The organism is Insulibacter thermoxylanivorax (assembly GCF_015472005.1).
In the GTDB taxonomy this organism is placed as follows: domain Bacteria; phylum Bacillota; class Bacilli; order Paenibacillales; family DA-C8; genus Insulibacter; species Insulibacter thermoxylanivorax.
This window is the reverse complement of record NZ_BMAQ01000043.1, coordinates 13,635-34,121: the sequence shown is the minus strand read 5'-3', so window position 1 is coordinate 34,121 and position 20,487 is coordinate 13,635. Positions and strand designations below refer to the sequence as shown.

Annotated in this window: 19 protein-coding genes and 1 pseudogene; 1 reads left to right on the top strand and 19 read right to left on the bottom strand. The window is 54.0% G+C overall.

Going from position 1 to position 20,487, the window contains the following annotated elements; all coding sequences use genetic code 11:
• Positions 1–30 precede the first annotated feature (30 nt).
• From PRECH8_RS14665 to PRECH8_RS13335, 15 genes and pseudogenes are all read right to left on the bottom strand, one after another.
• Positions 31–201 (bottom strand): annotated as a pseudogene (locus PRECH8_RS14665) (YolB family phage-derived protein); the annotation flags it as partial.
• A gap of 104 nt (positions 202–305) precedes the next feature.
• Entirely contained in the window at positions 306–1,637 is a 1,332-nt protein-coding gene (gene murA, locus PRECH8_RS13400; RefSeq protein ID WP_200967597.1) for a UDP-N-acetylglucosamine 1-carboxyvinyltransferase, read from the bottom strand.
• A 186-nt stretch (positions 1,638–1,823) separates the two neighbouring features.
• Entirely contained in the window at positions 1,824–2,051 is a 228-nt protein-coding gene (locus PRECH8_RS13395; RefSeq protein ID WP_242457589.1) for a DUF1146 domain-containing protein, read from the bottom strand.
• 97 nt (positions 2,052–2,148) lie between these two features.
• Positions 2,149–4,950 (bottom strand): S8 family serine peptidase, encoded by a 2,802-nt coding sequence (locus tag PRECH8_RS13390; protein WP_200967595.1) that lies wholly within the window; start codon positions 4,948–4,950, stop codon positions 2,149–2,151.
• A gap of 292 nt (positions 4,951–5,242) precedes the next feature.
• The gene (locus PRECH8_RS13385; RefSeq protein WP_200967594.1) at positions 5,243–6,799 is read right to left on the bottom strand and encodes an NADH-quinone oxidoreductase subunit N; all 1,557 of its coding nucleotides are present in this window, start codon (positions 6,797–6,799) and stop codon (positions 5,243–5,245) included.
• 4 nt (positions 6,800–6,803) lie between these two features.
• Entirely contained in the window at positions 6,804–8,396 is a 1,593-nt protein-coding gene (locus tag PRECH8_RS13380; protein ID WP_200967593.1) for a complex I subunit 4 family protein, read from the bottom strand.
• Positions 8,386–10,272, bottom strand: coding sequence for an NADH-quinone oxidoreductase subunit L (gene nuoL / locus PRECH8_RS13375; RefSeq protein ID WP_200967592.1), 1,887 nt, complete (start codon positions 10,270–10,272; stop codon positions 8,386–8,388). Before nuoL ends, PRECH8_RS13380 begins: the two co-directional genes overlap by 11 nt.
• A gap of 45 nt (positions 10,273–10,317) precedes the next feature.
• Positions 10,318–10,626 (bottom strand): NADH-quinone oxidoreductase subunit NuoK, encoded by a 309-nt coding sequence (gene nuoK / locus PRECH8_RS13370; protein ID WP_200967591.1) that lies wholly within the window; start codon positions 10,624–10,626, stop codon positions 10,318–10,320.
• Positions 10,627–10,630: 4 nt separating this feature from the next.
• Positions 10,631–11,167 (bottom strand): NADH-quinone oxidoreductase subunit J, encoded by a 537-nt coding sequence (locus PRECH8_RS13365; RefSeq protein WP_200967590.1) that lies wholly within the window; start codon positions 11,165–11,167, stop codon positions 10,631–10,633.
• A gap of 3 nt (positions 11,168–11,170) precedes the next feature.
• Positions 11,171–11,626 carry an NADH-quinone oxidoreductase subunit NuoI gene (gene nuoI / locus PRECH8_RS13360; protein ID WP_200967589.1) on the bottom strand — a complete coding sequence of 152 codons (456 nt, stop codon included), beginning with the start codon at positions 11,624–11,626 and terminating at the stop codon, positions 11,171–11,173.
• A 25-nt stretch (positions 11,627–11,651) separates the two neighbouring features.
• Positions 11,652–12,671 (bottom strand): NADH-quinone oxidoreductase subunit NuoH, encoded by a 1,020-nt coding sequence (gene nuoH, locus PRECH8_RS13355; protein WP_200967588.1) that lies wholly within the window; start codon positions 12,669–12,671, stop codon positions 11,652–11,654.
• Entirely contained in the window at positions 12,671–13,771 is a 1,101-nt protein-coding gene (locus tag PRECH8_RS13350; RefSeq protein ID WP_200967587.1) for an NADH-quinone oxidoreductase subunit D, read from the bottom strand. The genes nuoH and PRECH8_RS13350 overlap by 1 nt, the downstream gene beginning before the upstream one ends.
• A gap of 3 nt (positions 13,772–13,774) precedes the next feature.
• Positions 13,775–14,359, bottom strand: coding sequence for an NADH-quinone oxidoreductase subunit C (locus PRECH8_RS13345; protein ID WP_200967586.1), 585 nt, complete (start codon positions 14,357–14,359; stop codon positions 13,775–13,777).
• Positions 14,352–14,876, bottom strand: coding sequence for a NuoB/complex I 20 kDa subunit family protein (locus PRECH8_RS13340; protein WP_200967585.1), 525 nt, complete (start codon positions 14,874–14,876; stop codon positions 14,352–14,354). The genes PRECH8_RS13345 and PRECH8_RS13340 overlap by 8 nt, the downstream gene beginning before the upstream one ends.
• Positions 14,861–15,229 (bottom strand): NADH-quinone oxidoreductase subunit A, encoded by a 369-nt coding sequence (locus PRECH8_RS13335; protein WP_200967584.1) that lies wholly within the window; start codon positions 15,227–15,229, stop codon positions 14,861–14,863. Before PRECH8_RS13335 ends, PRECH8_RS13340 begins: the two co-directional genes overlap by 16 nt.
• A 300-nt stretch (positions 15,230–15,529) precedes the next feature.
• On the opposite strand from PRECH8_RS13335, the gene PRECH8_RS13330 reads away from it, so the two are divergent.
• Positions 15,530–15,787, top strand: coding sequence for a LexA family protein (locus tag PRECH8_RS13330; RefSeq protein ID WP_200967583.1), 258 nt, complete (start codon positions 15,530–15,532; stop codon positions 15,785–15,787).
• Positions 15,788–16,066: 279 nt separating this feature from the next.
• Here the strand turns inward: PRECH8_RS13330 and PRECH8_RS13325 are convergent, their stop codons facing one another.
• From PRECH8_RS13325 to atpA, 4 genes are all read right to left on the bottom strand, one after another.
• Positions 16,067–16,477, bottom strand: coding sequence for a F0F1 ATP synthase subunit epsilon (locus PRECH8_RS13325; RefSeq protein WP_200967582.1), 411 nt, complete (start codon positions 16,475–16,477; stop codon positions 16,067–16,069).
• A gap of 18 nt (positions 16,478–16,495) precedes the next feature.
• Positions 16,496–17,902, bottom strand: a complete 1,407-nt coding sequence (gene atpD, locus PRECH8_RS13320; RefSeq protein ID WP_200967581.1) for a F0F1 ATP synthase subunit beta — start codon at positions 17,900–17,902, stop codon at positions 16,496–16,498.
• 122 nt (positions 17,903–18,024) lie between these two features.
• Positions 18,025–18,891 carry an ATP synthase F1 subunit gamma gene (gene atpG / locus PRECH8_RS13315; protein ID WP_200967580.1) on the bottom strand — a complete coding sequence of 289 codons (867 nt, stop codon included), beginning with the start codon at positions 18,889–18,891 and terminating at the stop codon, positions 18,025–18,027.
• 51 nt (positions 18,892–18,942) lie between these two features.
• Positions 18,943–20,478, bottom strand: coding sequence for a F0F1 ATP synthase subunit alpha (gene atpA, locus PRECH8_RS13310; protein ID WP_200967579.1), 1,536 nt, complete (start codon positions 20,476–20,478; stop codon positions 18,943–18,945).
• Positions 20,479–20,487 lie beyond the last annotated feature (9 nt).

Here is a 20,487-nt window from a genome sequence, read left to right as displayed (position 1 = left end):
ATTCGTCATAGTTGGTGTCCGCTGGATTCATCATGCTTGAGCACGGAATTCAGACAGCAGGATTCCTTGGTAATCAACCAAGCCCAGCTCGTATGCTTTCTGGATGATGTCAAACTTCCGCGTCTCAAAACTCGGATTGCCGTTCATTCTTGCATTCACTGCACTGCTGCGCATCTCAAATGCAGGCACCTCTCTAGCGTAATTGGGATCAACGAAGAGTCAATAATAACCAAAAAAAAGCCCCTTTCCAGACGATCAACAGAAGTCGATCTGTCAATCTGGAAAAGGGCTTCGCACGGATAAGCTTATGCGAGCGTCGGCTGGATGCCGAATTGCAAGGCCGGCGCTTCATCATCGAGCTCCGCATCCTGCTCCTCGGTTACGCGGCGGATCTCCGCGCCAAGCGCTTGCATCTTCTCCGCGATATTCACATACCCGCGATCGATATGGTGCACGCCGGAGATCACCGTCTCTCCTTCGGCGGCAAGTCCCGCTAAGATCAATGCTGCACCAGCACGCAGATCGGTGGCGCAGACTTTCGCACCCGTCAATCGGGCTCCGCCGGTGATAATCGCCGACCGGCCTTCCACCTTGATCTCAGCCCTCATTTTCTTCAGCTCCGCCACATGCATGAACCGATTCTCGAAGACCGTCTCTGTAACGATGCTGGTCCCTTCTGAAACCAGCAGCAGCGCCATCATCGGCGCCTGCATATCCGTCGGGAACCCAGGATAGGGAAGGGTCTTCACGTCGACGGCTCGCAGCTTATGCGGTGCCAACACATGGACGCCGTTCTCATCGGCGCGAATCTCAACGCCCATCTCCTGCATCTTGGAGATCACCGGTTTCAGATGATCGACGATCGCTCCTTCCACATAGACATCCCCGCCGGTGATGGCGGCAGCTATCATATAGGTGCCGGCTTCGATCCGGTCCGGAATGACCGCATATTCCACACCGTGCAGCTTCTCTACGCCTTCGATCCGGATGAGGCCCGTCCCCGCTCCGCGAACCTTAGCTCCCATCGCATTAAGATAGTTCGCGAGATCGACGATCTCCGGCTCCTTGGCCGCATTCTCGATGACCGTCGTACCTTCGGCCAGGGCTGCCGCCATCATGATATTCTCAGTAGCGCCTACACTGGCCACATCCAGATAGATCTTCGCTCCCTTCAATCGACCGCGCGTGCGCGCTTCGATATATCCTTGGCCGAGATTGATATCAGCTCCCATCGCTTCGAACCCTTTGAGGTGTTGGTCGATCGGTCTCGTCCCGATGGCACAGCCGCCGGGCAAAGCGACACGCGCCTCGCCGCACCGCGCGAGCAGCGGTCCCATCACAAGGAAGGAAGCGCGCATCTGACGCACCAGATCATAGGGTGCTTCGCAATTGGATATGTATCTAGCATTGATAATGGCTTGTTCTTGTTCAGGCTGAACGGATATGTCCACGCCGATCGACTGTAATACCTTGCTGATCGTCACAACGTCATCGAGCATGGGAACATCACGTATGATACTTTGACCTTCTGAAGCCAGGATTGAAGCAGCGATGATCGGCAGTACCGAATTCTTGGCACCATGTACCTTAACTGTTCCGGATAAGCGCTGGCCACCGCGGACGATAAATCTGCTCATCTTGGATTCCCTCCGCGTCATGAATTCTTAGGATACTTGTCTATACCTGTACCACTTATGAAATTGCATCGTTCTTGCACAATTAATAAAAGGCACTTGCGTATACCATTCGATAGCACGGTCTTCTTTATGACGGTTGTACTATCCATTGTTTACTAATCAACCGCTTGTTATGCGATCAGTCCGTCAAAGGATCCACCTCATAAGCGACGCGAAGTGAGCGTAATCCATCAGAAACTTGGCTAAGTTGTAACCGATGACGACAGCGATGATCAGCTGCAGCATGCGGGCACGGAGACTCTTAGGCTCTCTTAAGAAGACGTCAAGCCGAAAAGCCGTCAGAGCCCACCATGCCAGCAAGATGCAAGCCAATAGTACGATTAAGTACGCGATCGCCTGCGCCCCGGTTTGCACTGGCAAGCCGGACACGTTCCTCACCACGCTTTCACTTATATCGTGTGTTGACGGTCACCTGTCACAAGGATCACTGCAATCATCATGACGGCTGCGATTATTTCGTCAAAGCTTTGTAAAGCAAGTTAGCAAACTCTGCTCGAGATGCGGTGGCATTCGGGCGGAACGTGCCATCAGGATACCCGGTTAGTGTACCATGTTGCTTGAGAGCAGCCAACATGCCAGCCGCCCAGTAATCCTCCGGGATGTCTGAGAATCCTGGATTCGCAGACAGTTCCTCAAGCTGCAGGGCATTGCCCAGCATCTGTGCCATCTCTACTCTAGTCACGTGATCATTGGGACGGAAGGTGCCGTCAGGGTAGCCGCGGACGATTCCGGCACTGGACGCACGGGCGATATCCTGGTACGCCCAGTGGCGGATCGGTACGTCCGGGTAGGAGGCGGCCGCCCTTTGCTGCGGCTTAAATGCCCGCACGATCATCGCAACTGCTTCGGACCGCATCAGCGGAGCATTCGGGCGGAAGGTGTAATCACCGTAGCCTTGCACGATGTTCTGCTCAACCAAGTTGACGATGGTATCCTTCGCCCAATTATGCTTGATATCTATGAATCCAGCGACCAGCTCATGGATCCTGAGTGTAAAGCCGTACATCTGATCCTGGAACGGTGCATTAGCGGTCAATCTGACATAATAGATTCCTTGATTGAGCTCCGTGCGGACATGCAGCTTCTCGGCACCGAGTTTGGACGTGTACACCGCCAGCATCTTCTGTGCGGAGTCATAGATCGTCAGGCTCATCGTCCGGTTCTTAGGGATGCGCTGGATATCGAGATCCACGACCCCCTTGTCTTCCATCACGAAGGTGAACCAATCCTGATCCGCCGCGCTGCTGATCACGCCGTTATACTGCGTGCCCACCGCCATCATCACAGCCTGATACGGCTTGTCGTTCGGTTCGTTCGGATCGATATACTTCGGCATGTATTCGATGGTCATCGTATATTCGCCGGTAACCGGATATGTCCTGTTAGAGATGACATTTTTGATCAAGATGTAGTAAGTGCCCGGCGTGACATCGATCGGATCGGAGTACTCCGTCTTCCCCTCTTCCCCAGCATCGATCTCCCGCGCGCTGCCGCCTTGTCTCTGGATGACAATCGCAGGATCGATGCGCGAGGTATCAACGGAGACCTTCACCCGCAGCGTTCCATCTTGGCTGATCGGGATCTGGAACCAGTCGTAATCATTCTCCTGATGGAAGGTTCCCTTGAGCACTTGGCTGCGCGGCTGCAGCCTGTAAGCCTTGTATTGGCGGTCGTTGTCCTCATAATCATCGCTGTAGATCAGGAATTTCGTCGTCAGCTCATAGCCGATCGCCATGTTGGATGATTCGCTCGCCGCCCTCACCCGGATGTAGCTGCGGCTGGTCGTTACCGGGATCGTCATGCTCTTGCCGAGCATATTCGGATAGGTGTTCTGCACCCTTCCGTTCACATCGAGATGATCGACGGTGATCTGAGCATTCGTCGACTGCAAAGGACTCAGTGTAATCGTCACAGATCCCCTGTAAGGCGCTTGGATATAGAACCAGTCCATATCCTTGCCGCCGGCCAGCTCGGCGATGATGCTGTGATCGATCGGCAGATGGGCTGCCGTATTGCGGGTGTTATTCGGCTCGAACATATCCCGTTTGTAAACAGCGGTGAGTGCCCGGTCAGCTCTCACGAGACCGTAGCCCGTGCGCTCGTCCCACCCCCGCATATGGACATCTTCAGCCGTCTGACGAAGCATATTTCGCACTTCCGCCGGCGTCCAGTTCGGATGCCTCGACCATACCATGGCGGCGACGGCAGCCACCTGCGGCGCTGCCATCGACGTGCCGTAGTTCACTTCGTAACCGCCGCCGAGCGCCGTCGTATAGACTTCCCACGGCGCTACGAGATCGATCTCCGGACCGTAGTTCGATTCGTTGATGAGCGAGCGGTTCGACCCGATCCCGCCTACGGCTAGTACGGTCGGATAGGCCGCCGGATATTTGACGTCGCTGCCTTCATTGCCCGCTGCGGCAACCAGCAGCACGCCGTTCTCTTCAGCGTAATTAACGATATCCTGCATATAAGGCGAATAGCGATGCAGCCCCAGGGACATCACGACGATCTTGGCGCCGTTGTCCACGGCATAGCGGATCGCTTCGCCGAGATGATCTTCATTGCCGGTGCCGTGTCTGTCGAGAGCCTTCAGCGGCATGATCTTGGCATTCCACAGGATGCCCGTCGTACCGATGCGGTTATTGCCAACCGCGGCGATGATGCCCGCAACATTCGTGCCATGGCCGTTATCATCCTGCGGGGGCTTGTTCTTATTGAGCAGGTTATAACCCTCCGTAAGATTCCCCTTCAGATCAGGATGATTCAGGTCGACGCCGGTGTCGACCACCGCGATCGTGATCGACGTATTGCTGTTCACATGATCCCAAGCCGTATAAGCCCCGATTAGATCAAGATAGCGCTGTTCGCTGCGATAGGGATCGTTCGGAACAGCCGCCGTCCGCACCAGATGATTCGGTTGTATGTAGCGAACCTCCTCCGCTTTGGACCAGCGGGCAAGCCATGCCTCCAAGTCCGCCGGTTCACGCGGCTTAGCGATCGTCACCTGCAGGAAGTCCTGCACGCCGACGATCTCGCTCTCTGCCGCAAACTCCGCCGGCACCTCATCATCCCAACGGATAATCCAAGTACCCGCAGCTTCGTCCAGAGCGCCGCTCCCTCGAGCAGCTTCGAACGATGCGCCTGCCGCCAGCTCACCGCCGCTGTGCGGAACAAACCCGTATGGAACCGCATTAAGGATGAAGATGGCCGTGAGAAGGAGGGATATTCTAGTCTTCCAAATCTCACTCATAGGGCGTTCAACCTTTATCACAATGATCTATTAATGATTCGCTTTAACATTAGGAAAACCTGCTAATATTTAATAAAGGTTTATCATTCCTATCATATCAAATTTGTCGACCTGAAACATTAGAAATCCATTGGCAAAGGGAAACTTTTCGACAGATTTCGAAAAAAAGATCAGCCCTGCTCCTCATACTCGAGCAAAGCTGATCCTTAGCTAATAGGTCATATGCCGCTCAGTGACTTGTCCTCATATCGAACCGCCATTCGTCATCCGCCGCCCATCCATCATCTGCCCGTCAGCCGAACAGATCGTAACCATAATGGAAGATCGATTCGATCGCACCGACGAGCCATTGCGGGAAGAAGCCCATAAGCACGCCCGCCAAAGCACAGATCCAGAGCACGGCGGTGAGCGGAATGGTTCTCGTCAGCTCTGCAGCGTGGAACGACGAGCGCATAAACATCTGCCGCACAATCGCGAAGTAATAGTAATATGAGATAACACTCGTAATGATCATCACTGCGGCTAACCAGTAAATCTGTGACTGTATCGTGCCGAACAGGATGAAGAACTTGCCGAAGAAGCCGCCGGTGATCGGAATCCCTGCCAATGAGAGCACGATGAGGATGATCGCCGCGGCCGTCGCCGGCGCCCGATAGTAGAGCCCTGCGAAGGCGCTCAGTTCTTCGTTGCGCGATTTGCCCGTCACCATCATGATCGCTGCAAACATGCCGATATTCATCAGAACATAGGCGATCAGATAATAGATGAATTCCGAAAACATCGACTCATGCTTAGTAGTGTGATAAAGGAAGTAAGGATCATTTAGGATCGGCAAGGGATGATTCAGGATCGGCACGAGCAGATAACCCGCGTTCGCTACACCTGAATATGCCATTAGACGTTTGATATTCTTCTCCTTCAGAGCCATCGTATTCCCCAGGATCATAGCTGCTGCCGCCAGCACCATGAGCACGGAGAACAAATCATGATGGACAGGTACAATTGTATTCGATCCCAAGCCAAAGAAAGTGACATAAACGACGCGGAACAGGATGGCAAAACCCGCCGCCTTTGAGACCGCAGCCAGGAATGTGGTTACCGGCGTGGCGGCGCCCTGATACACGTCTGCTGCCCAAGTGTGGAACGGAGCCGCCGCGATCTTGAATGCGAAACCGCCGATCATCAGGATATAACTGATATAAAGCAGCGGGAAGATGGAAGAATCCACATCCAACATGTGCCGCATGTACTGAATCTGCGTCGTTGAAGTTATACCGTATAAGAAGGACATGCCGTACAAGATGAACGCTGAGGCGATGCTGCCCGTTACCAGGTACTTAAACGCGCCTTCCGTCGCTCCTGTATGATTTTTTCGCAGGGCCACCAGAATATAGGAGGTGATGCTCAGCACCTCCAGCCCCACATACAACGTGATCAATTCCGCCGAAGAGGCCATGATCATCCCGCCGATCAGCGCCGGCAGGAGCAGATAGTAATACTCACCCCGGTGCTGAATATCACTATCCTTAACTGCTCCGATGCTCATCAAAGTGATCAAGACTCCGCCGCCCAGCAGGATTAACTTCAGGATATTCGCGAAGTCATCGACCCGATAGCTGTCATAGAGCAGTGAAATGGTCTGGCTGTCACTTCCGTTCACTAGAGGCATCGCGTGGAACACCACAAATGCCGCAGACCCGGCGATCCCGAGCAGGGACAACCAGCCGATCAGATCCCGATTGATCCGCCTCGGCAACAGCAGGTCGATCAAGCTGATGACGATCGCCGAGATGACCAGCGTCAACTCCGGCGCCAGATAGATCAAATCGCTCGCTTGCAGCCGTTCCATCGGTCTAACCCCCTATCCCATGTATGATATCGGTCACGGCTGTTCCGATCGTCTCGCTGAGCACCGCCGGATAGATGCCGATGAGCACGATGAATGCGACCAGCACGATCATCGGAATCGCTTCGCTAAGCCGCGCATCCTTGACTTCCGCGTACCGATCGTCCATCAGCCCGTAGGAGATGCGCATCACAGCGCGCAGCACATAAGCCGCCGCCAGGATGATGCCGAGGACGCCCAGGATGGTCAGCACCGGCATCGAATCGAAGAGTCCGACGAAGGCCAACAGCTCGCTGATAAACCCGGACAGTCCCGGCAATCCGAGAAGAGCCAGACCGCCGAGCAAGAAGATGCCGCACATGAAGGGCATCGCCTTGGCCAGTCCGCCTAGCTTCTCCAGCGACGTCGTCTCCGTCCGCTCATAGAGACTGCCGACGATTAAGAACATCAGAGCCGAGATGAGACCGTGAGAGACAAGCTGGAAGACGGCTCCCTCCAATCCTGTCTCATTCAACGCCGCAATCCCCAGCAGCACCACGCCCATATGACTGACGCTGGAATAAGCCAGCACCAGCTTGAGATCGCTCTGCACGAGTGCCAGTACAGCCCCGTATAAGATGTTGATCACTCCGAACACGGCGATCAGAAGCGCGTACTGCTCCATGTGCCCGGGGAACAGCTCCAAGCCGAAGCGGATCAGCCCGTAAGCTCCGATCTTCAGCAAGATCCCGGAGTGGATCATGACAGCGCTGGGCGGCGCTTCAGCATGCACTCTAAGCATCCACGTATGGAACGGGAATGCCGGAAGCTTGATGCCGAAGGCCAGCAGGATCAGGAAGAAAACGAACGTCTTCGTTTCTGGAAGCAAAACTTTCGCCGGCTTATAATGAAGCTCTTGAGACTGCGAATCAAGATGAAGATCAGCATGCTCTAGATTATACTGAATGACATCCATCTCACTTGTGTATACATGTTCCTTGCTCCCGGCAATGAATCCAGGGTTTGCGATCAGGATGATGAAGGCCAACAGCATCAAAGCCGAGCCGATCCCATTGTAGATAAGGAACTTGTTGGCCGTTCGCTCGCGTTCCTTGTATCCCCAGATGCCGATCAAGAAATACAGCGGGACCAAGGTCAATTCGAAGAAGATGAAGAATAAGAACAAGTCCTGTGCCGCGAACACCCCGAGCATCCCCGTCTCAAGCAGCAGGAACCAGATATAGAACGCCTTCCACCGCTTCTTGATATGGCCGAGCGAGGCCAAAGCGGCCATCATAGCAACCAAGGTTGTCAAGAAGATCAAGGCTGCCGAGATCCCGTCAACGACCAATGAATAGTTCAGTTGTACGTAATGGGGTACTCCTTCATATAACGGCGGCAGCGGCAGATGAATCCACACAGCTTGTTCTGCAAACTGCCGGCCGCCCGAGAAGTCGAAGCCGCTGAGCATCCAGATCGCCAGCGCCAGCGGCAGCGCCGTTGCTGCCACACCGACGATGCGCAGCGCCCGGCCGTGCTCGCTGCGGATCAAGGCCAGGATCAGGACGCCGACCAGCGGAGAGAAGATCAACATCGACAGAATCGGTAGATTATCCAGCATAGACGATAAACCTCCATCCTACGAATGCGACAGCTAAGAGTACGACGCCCAACAAGGACACAAGGCCATAGGTCTGCAGCTGCCCATTCTGTAATCTGGTGCCGGTTCTGCCGATCGCCGTGGTTACATTCGCAATCAGCCGAACGATGCCGTCGACGATGAATTCATCGAACAGATGCAAGAAATATCCGAACACGCGCAGCGGTCTGACGATCCCGTAATCATACAGTTCATCGATATAGAACTTGCGGTACGACAGCTGATACAGCCATGGTACACGCTTGGCGATCCGTTCATAAGAGCCCGGCTGTTTCCCGTAGATCAGCAAGCCGGTCAGGATGCCGAGGAGCGCAGCGACCGTTGACAGCACGATCACCAGCAAACTGTGATGCGCAGCTTGTGCTTCCCCGGTAAGCCACACAGCCATCTGATCCGCTCCGGGGATATTGACGAAGCCTGCGCCGATCGAGAAGATCGCCAGGATGATGAGCGGCACGGTCATCACCGCAGGCGCCTCCTCGGCCTTCGCTGCCTTCGACTGCGCCGCCGGCGAACCGGTGAAGACCAAGAAGAACAATCTAGCCATATACAGAGCTGTTAAGAACGCGGTGATCAAACCGATCCAGAACAACACCGGGTCCGCATCATAAGCCGCTGCCAGGATCGCATCCTTCGACCAGAAACCGGACAGCGGAAAGATGCCCGAAAGCGCCAGCGCACCGATGAGGAAGGTCCAGCCGGTCATCCTCATCCTGCGGAACAAGCCGCCCATCTTGAAGATGTTCTGCTCTTGCAGCATATGGATGATGCAGCCGGCAGCCAGGAATAACAAGGCCTTAAAGAAGGCATGGGTGAACAGATGGAAGATACCGGCCGCATAGGCTTCGATCCCCAGCGCCATCATCATATAACCCAGCTGGCTGATCGTGGAATAGGCCAGCACCCGCTTGATATCCTGTTGGGTCAGCGCGATGCAGGCAGCGAAGATCGCTGTAAACGCACCGACATAGGCAACGACATGCAAAGCAGCCTCCGAAGCAAGGAAGATCGGATAGGTGCGAGCCACGAGGTACACGCCCGCCGCCACCATCGTCGCTGCGTGGATCAGGGCACTGATCGGCGTCGGACCTTCCATCGCATCCGGCAGCCAGGTATGCAGCGGAAACTGCCCGGACTTGCCGACGGCACCCAGGAAGATGAGCACGGCCGTCCATGTGGCCAGGTTCCCCGAGATATCGCCGTTCGCGAAGGCGTTGGCGATGCTCGTGAAGTCCAGCGCATGCCCCGGCATATGCCAGACGAGCATCAAGATCGCAATCAGGAGGCCTGCATCGCCGATCCTCGTGACGATGAACGCCTTCTTCGCAGCCGCTCTGGCCGCTGGTCTCTCATACCAGAAGCCGATCAGCAGGAACGAGCATACGCCGACAAGCTCCCAGAATATGTACAGTTGGATCAGGTTCACAGAGAGGACGAGACCGAGCATCGAGAACGTAAACAGAGCGATATAGGAATAGAACACCGCGATGCGCGAATCATCCTTCATATAGCCCAATGAATAGATCTGAACGAGCAAACTGACGAAGGTAACGACCGCAAGCATCAGCGCATTCAGCGGGTTCACCTCGAAGCCCATCGCCAGAGTAAAGCTTCCCGCTTGGATCCAATCCAGATCATTCCACACATAAGCCGCGCCGCCCTCGCTCATCTGCTCGAACAGGACGAGCAGAGCGAAGGCGAAGGATGCCAGCACAGCCGTAATCCCGATCAGCGGGCCGGATCGGTTAGCCGTACGCCCTGTTGCCACCAGCACCAGGTATGCAACCAGCGGAAACAGCGGTACCAGCCATGCATATTGTGCATAAATAGCTTCCATGATCGGTTTAGCCTCCTAACGTTAGGTTTAGGATCAGACTAAGACTCAGCGCTTCAACGAATCCATGCTGCGAACATCCGTCGTCTTCTTGCTGCGGAAGTAAGCGATCAGAATCGCAATGCCGACAGCGACTTCTGCAGCAGCAATCGTCATGTTGAACAATGCGAAGATCTGTCCTTTCAGATTGGGCAAGGGTCCCCATTTGGAGAATGCCACCAGATTGAGATTTACCGCTGTGAGCATCAGTTCCACGGACAACAGGACGATGATCGCACTTCGCTTCGTCAAGGCGCCGTACAGCCCGATACAGAACAAGATCGCGGCCAGGATCAGATATGGTGAAACAACATTCATAGGCCTAGTCCTCCTCCCGCTTCGCGATGATAATCGCCCCGATGAAGGCAACCGTCAGCAGCACCGACATCAATTCGAATGGAATGACATGCTCCGTAAACAATTCCAGGCCGATATTCTTGGTGTTGTTTTCCGCCAAGTCCACCACTTGTGTCCGGAACGTTCCCTGCTGGATCGCATAGAAGATGAGTGCGAAGAGCCCCACGCATCCCACGATCACGAGGGCATGATGCAGCGGTCTGCCAGTGGACTGATCGATCTCTTGATGATTCGTCATCATGATGCCGAAGATCATCATGATCGTTATCGCCCCGGCATAGATCAGGATCTGCGCGACCGCGACGAATTCCGCCTGCAGCAGGATGTAGATACCGGCTATGCTGATGAACGTTACGGCGATCGAGATCACCATATGGATGACCTTCGTAAAGTTCAGCATGAACACAGCTCCGCCGATCGCGAGAAGGGCTAAGATCATGAATCCGACATTCGTGCCGCTTCCGAAGAAATGGATGATGTTGCTGAACAATTGCTGGATCATCGATTAATCGGCGCCTCCTTTTTTGGCCTTGAGCAAGGAAACATTGTTCTCTTCCCGGATATTCGTGTTGTTAGCAGCCAGCCATTCCTTGTCCTTGTAAAGCTCATCCCGGCTGTAGACGGACAGCTCGAAATTGTTCGTCATGACGATGGCTTCCGTTGGACAAACCTCTGTGCACAGATCGCACAGGATGCAGATCTCGAAGTTTAGATCAAAGGTATCGATGACCAGCTTCACCTTGCTCTCGGGGTCCGGGTTCTTCTTACCGGTCAAGCTGATGCACTGCGTCGGACAGATGCGGGCACACTGGTTGCAGACGATGCATTTGTCCGGATCGAAGTGCTGGATGCCGCGGAAGCGGTTCGGCATCTTTAGCGGTTCCTGCGGATACTTGTACGTCACTTTCTTCTTCGTCATATTGCGGAGCGTGACGCCTAATCCTGTGACCAAGCCTTTCATCTAATCACCCCTTGTCTTATGCACTTCAACCGTTGATCGCTCTGATGATCTCCATGACGATTGCCGTGATGAATATGTTTGCCAGCGACAACGGAAGAAGCACTTTCCATCCGAGACTCATCAATTGGTCGACGCGTATGCGCGGCATCGTACCGCGAAGCCAGATGATGAAGAAGAATACACAACAAAACTTAATGATAAACCATATAATGCCGGGAATAAACGCCAGGAACGGTGCGGGTGCATGCCAACCGCCGAGGAACAGCACCGTGATCAGCGCCGACATCGCGATCATATACACGTACTCAGCAAGCATGAAGAAGGCAAATCGGAACCCGCTGTACTCCACGTGGTACCCCGCCACCAGCTCCGACTCTGCCTCCGGCAAGTCAAAGGGGGAACGGTTCAACTCGGCAACCGCTGCGATGATGAAGACGATGAAAGCAAGGATCTGGGTCAAGAAATTCCAGTTCCAGAACCATCCGGCCTGCCTCTCGACGATGCCGATCAGATTCATCGTACCGCTGATCATCACCACACCGACAGCGGAGATGACAAGCGGGATCGCGTAGCTGATGAGCTGTGCGCCCGACCGCATGCCGCCGATTAAGGCATACTTGTTGTTGGACGCCCAGCCGGCGAGGACGATGCCGATCGTCGACAGTCCAGAGAGCGCCACGTAGTACAGGACGCCGATATCCAGATTCGCAAAGTAGAGATTCTCCGAATAAGGGATCGTCGCCAGCACGACGAAGGAAGGCACGAAGGTGATCACAGGCGCAAGTTTAAAGAGCGGCCGGTCCGCTTCCTGCGGAATCGTGTCTTCCTTCATGAGAAGCTTCAAGACATCGGCCACGGTTTGCAGCAGGCCGAATTTCCCGGTTTGATTCGGGCCGGGACGAAGCTGCATATAGCCGAGAATTTTCCGTTCAAAATAGATGGCGTATGTCACCATCCCCAGGATAATCAAGAGAAAGATAACGGCCATGACCAAAAAGATCAGAAAATTCCCCCATGTCAGGGGCTGCAGCAGTAACTCTCCCATCAAGCGTCGACCTCCCCTACGACGATATCGATCCCGCCCAGTATCGTCACGAGATTGGTGATGCTCTCCCCGACGAGCAATTTCGGAAGAATCTGCAGATTCACAAAGGACGGCCTTCTAAACTTTAAACGGTACGGGGTGTCCTTGCCGCGGGAGACGAGATAGCAGCCGATCTCGCCGCGCGGTGATTCGACGCGGGTATAGACCTCGCCCTCCGGCGGACGAATCACCCGCGGAACCTTCGCCATAACCGGTCCTTCGGGGAAGGATTCGACGGCTTGTTCGAGGATCTTCAGGCTCTCCTTGATCTCCTCAACTCTCACCAGATAACGTGCATAACAATCCCCTTCGGTGCGCGTCGGCACGTCGAATTCGAACTGGTCATAGATGCTGTATGGATGATCCTTGCGCAGATCCCGCTTCACGCCGGTACAGCGCAGATTCGCGCCGCTCAGACCATAATCGATCGCCGTCTGTGCATCATAACGGCCGACGCCCTTAACCCGCGACAGGAAGATCTCGTTGCCGCTGACCAGATCGTCATAGACCTTGAGCCGCTCGCGCATATACGGGATGAAATCCCTTACCTTCTCAATCCATCCTGGAGGAGCATCCCACTTCACGCCGCCGACCCGCATGTAAAAATAGGTCAATCTTGCACCGCAGAGTTCATTGAACAGATCGATGATGATCTCGCGGTCGCGGAAGGCGAAGAGGAAGGGACTCATCGCTCCGATATCCAGAAGATAGGTCCCCCACCATACCAGGTGGCTGGCGATGCGCTGCAGCTCCATGACGATCACGCGCAGATATTCCGCACGCTCCGGGATCTCCAGCTGCATGAGCTTCTCAACAGCGGAGACCAGCACGTAATTGTTCGTCATAGCCGACAGATAGTCCATCCGATCCGTATAGGGAATAATCTGCGTATAGCTGAGATTCTCCGCAAGCTTCTCCGTTCCTCTATGTAAATATCCCATGACCGGGATCGCTTCCTGGATGACCTCGCCGTCGATCTTGACGATGATGCGAAACACACCGTGTGTACTCGGATGCTGCGGCCCTACGTTCAGTAACAGTTCTTCCGTGCGTACTGCCATTGGTCACACCTCCGGATCAAGCGGTTCATAGTCTTTGCGCAGCGGATGACCGACCCAGTCGTCCGGCATCATGATCCGTCTGAGATCAGGATGTCCGGGGAAATCGATCCCGAATAGATCATAGACTTCGCGTTCCGGCCAGTTCGCCGTGTTCCATACCGGGGTTACTGACGGGACGCTGGGCGCCTCCCGATCGGTGCGTACTTTGAAACAGTAGTTCTCGCCCGTCTGGAACGACTCGATATGGTAGACCACTTCCATATGTGTCTCGTAGTCCACGCCCGAGAGATTGATCAGATAGTCCAGCTGCAGTTCTTCTTTGAGAAGTTGGGCGATTCTGAACCAGTGCGAAGCCTTCACCGCAACAACGGGCAGATGACTGTCCGCTTCGTTGATATACGCCTCTTCCACGGCCTCGGTGCCAACCTGCTCGCGGATCAGCTTCGCTGCTTTATCAAGGAGCGGCTGATTCGGCGACGGCTCCTTCGGCTTCTTTTCCTGCGCACCTGTCTGATCTTGCTTCTGCTCTTGCTGGTCAGCCTGCTTCTGATCTTCCAACTGCTCGGCTCTCTTCTGCTCCTCACTCATCTTGGATCACCCGCTTCCCTGTCTTAGCTTCGTAGCGGATCTTCTCCTGCAATTTGTTGATGCCGTAGATCAGCGCTGCAGGATTCGGCGGACAGCCTGGGATATAGACGTCCACTGGTACAATCTGGTCCACACCCTTCACCACGGAATATGAATTCACATACGGACCTCCAGCCGTTGCACAGGAACCCATGGCGATCACCCACTTCGGATCCGGCATCTGGTCATACAGCCGCCGGAGAAGCGGGGCCATCTTCTTCGTAACGGTACCGGCAACGATCATCACATCCGCTTGTCTTGGCGATGCACGGAAGATCACGCCGAAGCGATCCAGATCATAGTGTGCGCCCCCGGTTCCCATCATTTCGATCGCGCAGCAAGCCAGACCGAACTGCAGCGGCCACAGGGAATGGCTGCGCGCCCAGCCTTTGATCTGTTCAAGTGTGCCGAGAAATACATTGCGCTCGAGCTGCTCTTGTGCATCATCCAGCTTCACTGTGCTCAAATCGAATGCCATTTTAGCACCTTCTTCTTCCATGCATATATTAAACCTACTACAAGCAATGAAACAAATATGAACATCTCAATCAACGCGAATAACCCCAATTGGTCATAGGCTGTTGCCCAAGGATATAGGAAAGCGGTCTCAACATCGAATATAACGAACATCAGTGCGAATAGATAATAGCGTACATTGAAGCGTACTCTGCTGTCTCCAACGGGAGTATTCCCGCTCTCATAAGTTTCCGCCTTCGCTTCGCTCGGTTTATGCGGGCGGAGCAATCTTCCAATTGATAGCGCAATAATTGGTAATAATATGCCTAATGATATAAAAATGACGACGATGATATAGTTGTTGGCATAGCCCATCTAACCGCCTCCATTCTCTTAATGTCCATAAATTTCCCATCAATTATAGCAAATGAAGCCCTGATGTGTCTAACCTATTTGACATAACATCCCCCCTTAGTCAATATCCTATTATAAATGAGTTGGGAAAATTAAATGAATGTTTCGTTCTATTTTTCGAAAACTTCAAACTTTTCATGAACAAACCTCCATTTATCTAACTCTTCTCGTCATTTTCGCTTGTAAGCGTTTTTTGTGAAATAAATTAATAAGTGTTATAATTAATTCTGAATACATTTTTGAGAGGAGTAGATGTCTTACATGGGACCTGAACCCGAGCCCCGAACGAGCAGCAAAGGTGAGGCGCGAAGGCGACTGATCTATCGTGCGATTAAACTGCATTATGACAAGACGAAAGAAGATCCCACTCTGCAAGAGATTCAGGAGATGACCGGAATCCGTTCCTTTAATACCTTGACCAAACAGCTCAAAGACTTAAAGGAAGACGGCATCATCGAATGGGATCAACTTTCACCGACGGTTAGACTTATTGACCATGATCAAGATCGCGAAGATTGAACATATATGAATGAACTACACATAGATCATATATAGTGCATCATGTCATAAGGTATTCATGCAATAGGGCTGTCCAATAAGTCAGCGATGACTGACTGAAGGACAGCCCCTTTGCGTTACGAATGCAGGTTATCCTTACGCGTACTATGAGACAACAGAATCTGTTGTCTCATACATAATAATAAAGGGGCGTCTAAAGCCAGTGAATACTGACTTTTTGGACAGCCCCTTCTTTGTGACCACACGGGTAAGAACATGTGACCCTGAAGGAATCAACCATCAACGGCCGCGGCCGGCTACGCGCAGACGGTTAATCGCCCGCTGCAGCGCCATTTCAGCGCGGTGGTAGTCGATCTTCTCCTGTTTGGCTCTGCGCAATCTTTCCTCCGCACGCTCCCTGGCCCGCTCAGCGCGGTCGATATCGATCTCTTCCGGAAGCTCAGCGGATTCAGCCAGGATGATGACTTTATTGTTATGAACTTCGATGAATCCGCCGTTCACTGCGATCACATGCTCGTCTTGATCCGGCGTTTTGATCCTGACCGGAGCGATCTGCAGAGGCGTGACGAAGGGCAGGTGATTCGCCATGATGCCGAGTTCGCCTTCGATTCCTTTCACGATCACCATCGTGGCATCGCCGCTGTACACTTTGCGTTCAGGAGTGACAACTTCTAATTGAAATGTCTTCAATGAATTGGCCTCCTAACGTCACATGTTCTTTGCTTTTTCCACGGCTTCTTCGATCGTGCCTACATATAGGAATGCTGCCTCAGGCAGATGGTCGTGCTTCCCTTCAAGGATCTCCTTGAAGCTCCGAACGGTTTCTTTAACCGGAACGTACTTACCAGGTATATTGTTGAACGCTTCGGCCACGTGGAATGGCTGCGACAAGAAGCGCTGTACACGGCGTGCACGGGCTACGACGATCTTGTCTTCATCCGACAGCTCGTCCATACCGAGGATCGCGATGATGTCTTGCAGCTCGTTGTAACGAGCGAGCAGGCGTTTTACGCCCTGCGCTACCTCATAGTGCTCTTGGCCCACGACCTCCGGCGTCAAGATGCGGGATGTCGAAGCCAGCGGGTCAACGGCTGGATAGATTCCCATCTCCGAAATCTTACGCTCCAGGTTTGTCGTTGCATCCAAGTGCGCGAAAGTGGTAGCTGGAGCCGGGTCCGTATAGTCGTCCGCCGGAACGTAGATCGCCTGGATCGAGGTAACGGAACCTTTCTTCGTCGAGGTGATCCGCTCTTGCAGCTGACCCATCTCCGTAGCCAGCGTAGGTTGATATCCAACCGCCGAAGGCATGCGGCCCAGCAATGCAGAAACCTCGGACCCTGCCTGCGTGAAGCGGAAGATATTGTCGATGAACAACAGAACGTCCTTGCCTTCGTAGTCGCGGAAGTACTCCGCCATCGTCAGTCCCGTCAGAGCGACGCGCAGACGTGCTCCCGGCGGTTCGTTCATCTGACCGAAGACCATGGACATCTTGTTGATTACGCCGGTTTCATTCATCTCATGGTAGAGGTCGTTCCCTTCACGGGTCCGCTCTCCTACACCAGCAAATACAGACAAACCGTCGTGCTCTTGCGCGATGTTGTTGATGAGCTCTTGGATGAGGACGGTCTTGCCGACACCGGCACCGCCGAACAGTCCGATCTTACCGCCCTTCGCATATGGTGCGAGCAGGTCGATGACCTTGATCCCTGTCTCGAGCATCTCCGTGCCCGTCGATAAGTCTTCGAATTTCGGCGCTGGACGGTGAATCGGAAGCTTCAGTTCCGCCTCTACATCTCCCTTGTTGTCGATCGTATCACCCAGAACGTTGAAGATGCGTCCCAGGACGGCCGGTCCTACTGGAACCGTGATCGGCGCGCCCGTATCGATCGCTTCCATGCCGCGAACAAGGCCGTCCGTCGAGGACATCGCGACACAACGAGCGACGTTGTCTCCGAGGTGCACAGCAACTTCAACGGTCAAGTCGATGGCACGCTCATATTCGGACTTCGGCTCGTGTTTGATCTTGACCGCATTCATGATCTCCGGCAGGTGCCCGCGTTCAAATTCGATATCGACAACCGGACCGGTGACCTGTATAACACGACCCTTGTGCATCTATGATTCCCTCCTCAAATGATATTGGCTAACGCTGGATATCTATTCTGCTGTAACGGTTGGCTCGTGCCGGGAACCTTGATCCCGTCATAAGATCCCGTCATATAAGTATCCGTTAAGGATCAGTATCCTTGTGATGCATTCGCACCTGCGACGATCTCCGTGATCTCCTGCGTAATCGCAGCTTGACGAGCACGGTTGTATTCAAGCGTCAAGGTGTGGATCATATCATTGGCGTTGCGGGTAGCATTGCCCATCGCATTCATCCGTGCGCCAAATTCGCTCGCCTTCGCTTCGAGGAGTGCGGCGAAGATGAGGGTCTCTGCATATTTCGGCAGCAATACCTCAAGCACCGCTTCCGGAGAAGGTTCGTATTCGTAACTGATCTCGCTGTGCTCGCCTACATCCGCCAATGGAAGCAGACGGCTTTCGGTCGGTCTCTGGGTCAGAGCTGTGATGAACTTGTTGTACCATATGTACAGCTCATCGATCTCGCCGTCGGCGAACTTCTGCACCGCCCTGGCCGCGATCGATTTGATATCGGAGAACCGCGGCGAATCCGGCAGACCCGTGATCTCTCCGTCGATCTCGATGCCGCGTCTTCTTAAGAAGTCACGCCCTTTACGGCCGATGACCAGGATCGCATATTCATCCGGCGACTTATGCCGCTCATGGATCACCTCGATCGCTTCGCGGAGCAGGTTGGCGTTGTACCCGCCGGCCAGTCCGCGGTCGGATGTGATGATCAGGTAGCCCGTCCTCTTGATCGGCCTGGATTGCAGCATCGGATGCTGGACTTCTTCCTTCGCTCCGGCAGCGATGGTGGCGATCACCTCACGCATCTTCTCCGCATACGGACGTGCGGATTCCGCTCTAACCTGCGCGCGCCGCAGGTTGGCGGCTGCGACCATCTCCATCGCCTTTGTGATCTGCCGCATATTCCTTACGCTCTTCAACCGGCGTTTGATCTCGCGTAATCCCTTTGCCATCTCTTCACCACCTTTGTGTTCGTGACGTTCAGCTTCGCTTCATCCGCTGTCTTACTGTTCGTTCGAATCTACCGATCCAGAAGGCTTGAACATCTGCTTAAATTCCGTAACCGCATCGGCAAGCGCCTTGTCGATCTCTTCCGTCAAGTCGCCCGTCTCAACTATGCCCTTCAGGATCTCAGGGTGGGAAGCATCGAGGAAGGCTAAGAACTCACGCTCAAAACGCTGGATATCCTCTACAGGGATATCATCCAGATAGCCTCTTACGCCTGTGTAGATCGATGCGACCTGTTTCTCAACCGGCATCGGTTGGTGAACGCCCTGTTTGAGCAGTTCCATCATCCGCTTCCCGCGGTTCAGCCGTGCCAGCGTCGACTTGTCCATATCCGAGCCGAACTGCGCAAAGGCTGCCAGCTCACGGTATTGCGCCAGGTCGAGCTTCAGCGTACCGGCAACTTTCTTCATCGCCTTGATCTGCGCTGCGCCCCCTACCCGGGATACCGAGATACCCACGTTAACCGCCGGACGCTGTCCTGCATAGAAGAGGTCCGTCTCCAGGAAGATCTGTCCGTCGGTAATCGAGATCACGTTCGTCGGAATATAGGCCGATACGTCCCCTGCCTGGGTCTCGATGAACGGCAGTGCAGTCAAGGAACCTCCGCCGAGCTCATCATTCAGCTTCGCAGCACGCTCCAGAAGACGGGAGTGCAGATAGAAGACGTCACCGGGATAAGCTTCACGGCCCGGAGGACGACGAAGCAGCAAGGACAATTCACGATAAGCAGCCGCTTGCTTCGACAAGTCATCATAGATGATGAGTACATGCTTGCCTTTGTACATGAAATACTCGCCCATCGCACAGCCTGCATATGGAGCCAGATACAGCATCGGAGAAGGCTCGGAGGCATTCGCTGCGACGATGATCGTATAATCCAATGCCCCGTGTCTGCGGAGCGTCTCCATGACGTTCGCTACCGTCGATTGCTTCTGGCCGATCGCTACATAGATACAGATCATGCCGTTGCCTTTCTGGTTGATGATCGTATCGATCGCGATCGTCGTCTTCCCTGTCTGACGGTCACCGATGATCAGCTCCCGCTGTCCGCGGCCGATCGGAATCATCGCGTCGATCGCCTTGATCCCCGTCTGCATCGGTTCATGAACCGATCTGCGGTCCATAACGCTTGGAGCCGGCGCTTCTACCGGACGGTATTCCGAAGCTTGGATCGGTCCCTTGCCGTCGATCGGCTCGCCGATGGCGTTCACCACGCGTCCAAGCAGAGCTTCACCGACGGGAACTTCCATGATCCGGCCTGTACGCTTCACCTGATCGCCTTCGTGGATGTCGGTATAAGGACCGAGGATGATGATCCCGACATTATCTTCTTCCAGGTTCTGTGCCATCCCCATTACGCCGTTCTCGAACTCCAGGAGCTCGCCGGCCATCACGTTCTGCAGCCCATGTGCGCGAGCAATCCCGTCACCGACGGTAATGACCGTACCTACGTCTTGTACTTCAGTTACAGATTTAAAATTCTCAATCTGCTTCTTAATCAGTGTGCTGATTTCCTCAGGTCTGATGCTCATGAACCTCAC

What these genes read in the sequence shown, in the direction of transcription:
- murA (WP_200967597.1), bottom strand. Translation starts at nt 1,637, where the DNA reads ATGAGCAGATTTATCGTCCGCGGTGGCCAGCGCTTATCCGGAACAGTT.
- PRECH8_RS13390 (WP_200967595.1), bottom strand. Translation starts at nt 4,950, where the DNA reads ATGAGTGAGATTTGGAAGACTAGAATATCCCTCCTTCTCACGGCCATC.
- PRECH8_RS13385 (WP_200967594.1), bottom strand. Translation starts at nt 6,799, where the DNA reads ATGGAACGGCTGCAAGCGAGCGATTTGATCTATCTGGCGCCGGAGTTG.
- PRECH8_RS13380 (WP_200967593.1), bottom strand. Translation starts at nt 8,396, where the DNA reads ATGCTGGATAATCTACCGATTCTGTCGATGTTGATCTTCTCTCCGCTG.
- nuoL (WP_200967592.1), bottom strand. Translation starts at nt 10,272, where the DNA reads ATGGAAGCTATTTATGCACAATATGCATGGCTGGTACCGCTGTTTCCG.
- nuoK (WP_200967591.1), bottom strand. Translation starts at nt 10,626, where the DNA reads ATGAATGTTGTTTCACCATATCTGATCCTGGCCGCGATCTTGTTCTGT.
- PRECH8_RS13365 (WP_200967590.1), bottom strand. Translation starts at nt 11,167, where the DNA reads ATGATCCAGCAATTGTTCAGCAACATCATCCATTTCTTCGGAAGCGGC.
- nuoI (WP_200967589.1), bottom strand. Translation starts at nt 11,626, where the DNA reads ATGAAAGGCTTGGTCACAGGATTAGGCGTCACGCTCCGCAATATGACG.
- nuoH (WP_200967588.1), bottom strand. Translation starts at nt 12,671, where the DNA reads ATGGGAGAGTTACTGCTGCAGCCCCTGACATGGGGGAATTTTCTGATC.
- PRECH8_RS13350 (WP_200967587.1), bottom strand. Translation starts at nt 13,771, where the DNA reads ATGGCAGTACGCACGGAAGAACTGTTACTGAACGTAGGGCCGCAGCAT.
- PRECH8_RS13345 (WP_200967586.1), bottom strand. Translation starts at nt 14,359, where the DNA reads ATGAGTGAGGAGCAGAAGAGAGCCGAGCAGTTGGAAGATCAGAAGCAG.
- PRECH8_RS13340 (WP_200967585.1), bottom strand. Translation starts at nt 14,876, where the DNA reads ATGGCATTCGATTTGAGCACAGTGAAGCTGGATGATGCACAAGAGCAG.
- PRECH8_RS13335 (WP_200967584.1), bottom strand. Translation starts at nt 15,229, where the DNA reads ATGGGCTATGCCAACAACTATATCATCGTCGTCATTTTTATATCATTA.
- PRECH8_RS13330 (WP_200967583.1), top strand. Translation starts at nt 15,530, where the DNA reads ATGGGACCTGAACCCGAGCCCCGAACGAGCAGCAAAGGTGAGGCGCGA.
- atpD (WP_200967581.1), bottom strand. Translation starts at nt 17,902, where the DNA reads ATGCACAAGGGTCGTGTTATACAGGTCACCGGTCCGGTTGTCGATATC.
- atpG (WP_200967580.1), bottom strand. Translation starts at nt 18,891, where the DNA reads ATGGCAAAGGGATTACGCGAGATCAAACGCCGGTTGAAGAGCGTAAGG.
- atpA (WP_200967579.1), bottom strand. Translation starts at nt 20,478, where the DNA reads ATGAGCATCAGACCTGAGGAAATCAGCACACTGATTAAGAAGCAGATT.